The organism is Rhizobium sp. PDO1-076 (genome assembly GCF_000247475.1).
Lineage (GTDB): Bacteria > Pseudomonadota > Alphaproteobacteria > Rhizobiales > Rhizobiaceae > Allorhizobium.
Genome location: NZ_AHZC01000162.1, coordinates 1 through 3,825, shown reverse-complemented (window position 1 = coordinate 3,825; position 3,825 = coordinate 1). Strand labels below are relative to the sequence as shown.

Annotated in this window: 1 protein-coding gene; it reads right to left on the bottom strand. The window is 53.4% G+C overall.

All coding sequences use genetic code 11. From position 1 onward, the window contains the following. Positions 1 to 97: 97 nt before the first annotated feature. Complete coding sequence (locus PDO_RS10840; RefSeq protein ID WP_037073457.1) at positions 98 to 3,076, bottom strand: AvrE-family type 3 secretion system effector; 2,979 nt, start codon at positions 3,074 to 3,076, stop codon at positions 98 to 100. Between the last annotated feature and the right edge of the window lie 749 nt (positions 3,077 to 3,825).

Sequence of the window (3,825 nt, the reverse complement as noted above, 5' to 3'; positions counted from 1 at the left end):
ATGCCCTCTCCACGACAAACATTCCCGGCAACCCGCAAAATGAGGAGCCTATCACTGGCCGGAATTTACTCCGCCCCGCCAGCCAATATGCCGGCGTTCATTGGTAGGTGACTTTGTCACCGCCCTGCCCACCGCCTGTCGCCTTGCGAACCACATGCCGGCGCGGCCCATCGTTAAATTTCACCGTTTTTGCTTCGCTCAACACTGCACTGGCTTCGCTGCTGAACGTAATTGGCAAGGCTACGGACATCCCTGTCTTTACCGTGCGCGTTTCGGTGACTGTGCACTCAGTCATCTTTCTGAAGCAACGTTCGTGTTTAAACACCTCATCGTTTTGCTGGGGTTCAATACCATACTTATTGTAATAGTCCACAACGCATTGCCGCGATTCCATTTTAAAAGTGATATATTCCGCGTTGCCTCTCACTGGCCACAATTTAGTATTGGTATAGTCCGTCGATTTCATCAGCTTATCGACCTCGTTGTCGATGCCCTCCGCGCCCAACTGTCGGCCTGCGCGTAATTCCTTCTTATATATCTCGGCAAACTTCGTTAAATTCTTGCGGAAATTCTGGCGGTTGCTGTTGTATAACAAATTTCCGTTATACGTAAAATCAGCATGTTTCGTCACTTCTAACCAACTATTCTTCAATTTTTCATTTGCATTGCCGAACTTCGCATCGTTTAATTTTGTAGTTACCTTATTGATTTCTGTTGTAATATCGGCTCTATTTTGAGGGGTTGTTAAATTGATTTGATCCAAAATCTGGGACTTTACCTCTTCCTTATTTTCATCATCTCGCAGATTGAGTGTTTCCTGGACCGCCTTGCAAGTGAGAGCCTTTCTCGAGCGCGGCAATGTCAACTCCGCCTCAATCTTTGCAATCCGCCCCTCTTTATCGAAGGTTGATTTGACTTTGTTAACGACCTTTTTTTCAGCGGTCGTAAGATAGTAAATTATAGCACCCAAGCCATGCCAAAGCTGTTTCAGCCTCGACTGCGGCGGCGCGCTGACAGGGCTATCGCCTTGGCCCGTTCCGCCGCCGGCTCTCTTCGTAGCCACCCCGCCGGTGAACTTCGTAACGTTCCTGGAATACAACGTTTCGCCTTCGCCCGCGGCATACTCGACGCCAGCGCTACCACGAAGATTCATAACCACGCCACCCAGATTATTCGGGTCCCTACCCTCAGGTAGCGGTTCGGCCAGTTCGAACCCCTCGGTCTGCCGTGCGCGCAGGAGCCCTCGGGCGGCATCCACGCCAACCGTGGTGCGAGAGCTAGTGATTTCGACCCCCTCTGAATAGATGTGCTTTGTTGCCTCCGAAAACGCATGGCCATTTTTCTGCTTGCCCACCACCTCTTTGGCCAATTTGAATGTGCCCACTTGCGCTTGATAAAAAGGCCCACCGTTTTCTCGTTCATACCGTAATTTCCCATCACTAGAGAAGTTCCAAGAAACATCCAGGTTCACTTTTAGACCTAGCGTTTTTATCTTCTCATGCTTTGTCGCGCGGCTGTTCGCCTTGTTGAGCAAGTCATACGGGTTCCCTAACTTTCCAGTGAGCAGCGCCTTCAAATCATCTTGTAAAGTATCGCCCTTGAGCGTGAAGCTGAGCATGTCCTCTGCGGCATATTCCGTGGTCGCCTTCAGCCCAAGCGACACTTCCGGCCCGCCGCTTTTATCGCTTTCAAAAGGTTTGTAACCAGCCCACACACCGCCCCCGATGCCCGCACTGACTGCGCCAACTCGCGTGTATTCGATTTTAACACCGTCAGCCGCCTTGCTGAATTTCACTCGATACTTGTAGACTTGGCTTACCTGAGCATTGGGAGTTGCGCCAATGTAGCCCGTATCTGTTCCCGGGATTGCCGCATTAACCAGGCCATCCAACGACAACCCGCGAGACCAGCCGGTTTCCAGCGTCAAGGAGTGACCGTCCCCAATCGTCCTAATTATGTTGACGATATCATCTATGCCGCCGCTTTCCAGTGACTGACCAGCCAGAATTTCCAATATGTAGTTCAGCTTATGATCAGGGTTCACAAACCCCGTTTGTAAACAGTCGATAGCGCGGAAAATTTTGTCTGCGTGGGACAGACTGAGGAAACCAAACCCGCGTAGCGTTTGAACGTCGCTGCCGTTTCTTTGTTTGACAACGGCACGGATCGCCTCGCGGCGATCCGTGCTGCCTGGGGTACCGTTGTTGCTGTAAAACGCGGCAATCTTGCAAATAGCCGCCTGGTCCTGAAGCAACTGGGCGACAAGCGCACTTACGCGATCCGAAAGCGAAATAAAGCCCTTACCCGAACTCGGAGTAAGGACCACACCCTTCTTCCGAAGCCTGCGAAAGCAAGCGGAGATTTTTTTTTGTGTGGCGGTCTGATCCTGCTTATCCACCCCCTTAGAAAACATGCGCTTATGCAGGCCAGCAAGTGTCTCAATGACATTGTCGGCCGCAGTCGTTGCCACCCTCGTCTTCAGCCATTCAGGGTTGGCATCAACCGCGTCTAGAATGTCCATGAGTGATGCCAGCAGCTCTTCCTGTATGGCGGCGATATCGTTATCGTTCCTCATAGCAGCGCTTGGTGCTGGCAATTCAGCGCTATTTTTTTTTACTTCTAGCCAATTGCCGTCTCTTTCCTGTTTGGCCTTTCCTATAGCGTTAAAATAGGCGCCCTGTCCGCAGGAAGCCATGCCATGCCAGACATGCATACTCCACCATCTCTTGAGGAACGGACCAAGATCGGCGATGTGGTACAATTCGCGGCGGAGCCAGCTTATGGGCGCGCCGGAGACGATCGCCGAAACCGTCCAGCTCCGACGCGAGGCTTCCCGCAATCTGTCCCTGGCTTCTTCAAAAGTAGGCTTCGGAAGCTCCCGATCTGGCGGATCAACAGGAGCCGGTGTAGGCCTGGCCTCAGGGCCCCTATCCGCAACCTGATCCGGATCAAGTATGGCGACGGCCGTACCCGGCGCGAAATCAGAAATCAGATTGTCGCCAGAGGTCGCAGCCGGTGCGGCAACAACAACCACAATCGGCGCGGGGACGACCGGAACCGGCGCGGCAACGGTCACTAATGTATCGTTCAGACAGTGAGGACCGGGCGATCCGGCCTGGCCTGTGCTGGGAAGCACCGCGGGCGACTTGGGAGCATGCCCCCCGGAACGCGGGGAACCCGTCGCCGGGACGGACGCGACCCGCTTCAGCTTTGCCGCACGGCTCACCCCTTTTGGAGAGACCGCGGGCGAATTCCCGCCCTTTTTCTGCTCCCCTTTCTGATCGTCCTGTGGAAATGTGTTGAAAGAAGTTCTCGGTCTAGATGTTATGCTAATGCCATTGCTCATACCTCACCCCATTATCAATTGAAGACCGCAAACAGCGGCAATTGTAGACTTCGATATTTCCAGCAACTGTTCGCCCGACACCTCCTCATTTCGTTCTCTGCCGCATAAAACGGCGACACCACCACGCCCTGCCGTCGCCCATCACCGGTTCAGGCGGCCACCCGTACAATGAAAATTTCTGAAGATTTTGCCGATCAATCCAGGGGGCATTTGCATGTTCATATGCGAACTCCAATATACCAGGTGATGACTGCACCCATTGACCGTGAGCCAAAGAGTAGCAACATCCCGGGCAATGATTGTACTAAACAGCACAGCATCCGGACCGGGCAACGCAGTGGCGTTTTGACCTGTGGGGTTTGCGGTCGGGTCGCGGGGCCTTGATCGTCTGTCGATGACGGGAATGGCCGGCTCGTGCGAGGACATCGAGGACATCGAGGACATCGAGGATGAAGTCGCGTGATTGACGGACAAGGGAG